This is a genomic window from Caballeronia sp. LZ008, assembly GCF_031451435.1.
GTDB classification, from domain to species: Bacteria; Pseudomonadota; Gammaproteobacteria; order Burkholderiales; family Burkholderiaceae; genus Caballeronia; species Caballeronia zhejiangensis.
Window position 1 is genome coordinate 1 of record NZ_JARUXK010000024.1, and the last position, 1,100, is coordinate 1,100.

The following is a 1,100-nucleotide window of genomic DNA, read 5'->3' on the forward strand; positions in this document are numbered from 1 at the left end:
TCCGGACCGGTGTAATTCGCGCTCGGCCGGATGATCTTGTTGTCGATGCGTTGCTCGATGATGTGCGCGCTCCATCCCGACGTGCGCGAGATCACGAAGAGCGGCGTGAACATCGCGGTCGGCACGCCCATCATGTGATATGAAACCGCGCTGAACCAGTCGAGGTTCGGGAACATCTTCTTCGCGTCCCACATCACCGATTCGAGGCGCTCGGCGATATCGAACAGCTTCGTGTCGCCGGCTTCCTTCGACAGATTCCTCGCGACTTCCTTGATGACCTTGTTGCGCGGATCGGAGATCGTGTACACCGGATGGCCGAAGCCGATCACGACTTCCTTGTTCTCGACGCGGCGCTTGATATCGGCTTCCGCTTCATCCGGCGTCTGATAGCGCGACTGAATTTCGAACGCGACTTCGTTCGCGCCGCCGTGCTTCGGACCGCGCAGCGCGCCGATCGCGCCGGTGATCGCGGAATACATGTCCGAACCCGTGCCCGCGATCACGCGCGCCGTGAACGTCGATGCGTTGAACTCGTGTTCGGCGTAAAGATTGAGCGAGACGTGCATTGCATCGACCCAAGCTTTGGACGGCGCGACGCCATGCAGCAGATGCAGAAAGTGACCGCCGATGGAATCGTCATCGGTTTCGACTTCGATGCGCTTGCCGTTGTGCGAATAGTGATACCAGTAGAGCAGCATCGAGCCGAGCGAGGCCATCAGCTTGTCGGCGATATCCTTCGCGCCCGGCACGTTGTGATCGTCCTTCTCCGGCAGGATCGTGCCGAGCACGGAGACGCCGGTACGCATCACGTCCATCGGATGCGCGGACGCGGGAATCCATTCCAGCGCGGCTTTGAGATTCGCGGGCAGGCCGCGCAACGCCTTCAGCTTCGTCTTGTATGCCTTCAGTTCGGCGGCGTTCGGCAGCTTGCCGTGCACGAGCAAATGCGCGATCTCTTCGAACTCGGACGTCGTCGCGACATCGAGGATGTCGTAGCCGCGATAGTGCAAGTCGTTGCCCGTCTTGCCGACGGTGCACAGCGCGGTATTGCCCGCCGTCACGCCCGACAGCGCGACGGATTTCTTCGGCTTGAATGCGCC

Annotated in this window: 1 protein-coding gene; it reads right to left on the reverse strand. The window is 61.1% G+C overall.

Going from position 1 to position 1,100, the window contains the following annotated elements; genetic code table 11:
- Window positions 1–1,100, reverse strand: a 1,100-nt coding sequence (prpC, locus tag QCE49_RS33560) for a 2-methylcitrate synthase (protein ID WP_250460806.1), incomplete at both ends; no start/stop codon positions are given.